Consider the following 415-nt stretch of genomic DNA (forward strand, 5'->3'; position numbering starts at 1 on the left):
GCCACTTCGCTACCCCTCCATATTTAACTTTAAAAAAGCAGTGCCGGCGAGAGGACTTGAACCCCCAACCTACTGATTACAAGTCAGTTGCTCTACCAATTGAGCTACCCCGGCATGTAGTTTGGAAAAATATTAAGTTTGAACACGCTGACTTCGTTGCCGTCATCCTGACCTCAGAAAGCTTATGCAAGCAGCAGCTCGGTCAGTATGCTGAAGTTTATTCAAGGAGCTTATTCGTTCGTGCTCTACCAATTGAGCTACCCCGGCATGTAGTTAACATAATTATATTATGGTGGAGGATGACGGGCTCGAACCGCCGACCCTCTGCTTGTAAGGCAGATGCTCTCCCAGCTGAGCTAATCCTCCACAGCAATGAAAGTTTTTTTACGTTAGTGCGTAAAAAACTTTGGTGACC

The 415-nt window shown here is 46.3% G+C and carries 2 tRNA genes; both read right to left on the reverse strand.

Annotated features, from left to right (window positions below):
- Positions 1-41 precede the first annotated feature (41 nt).
- Positions 42-114, reverse strand: a tRNA-Thr gene (locus tag COE25_RS24940).
- A gap of 176 nt (positions 115-290) precedes the next feature.
- A tRNA-Val gene (locus COE25_RS24945) sits at positions 291-366 on the reverse strand.
- Positions 367-415: the final 49 nt, after the last annotated feature.

Origin of the sequence: Bacillus sp. AFS031507 (assembly GCF_002584635.1) — a bacterium.
Lineage (GTDB): Bacteria > Bacillota > Bacilli > Bacillales > Cytobacillaceae > Neobacillus.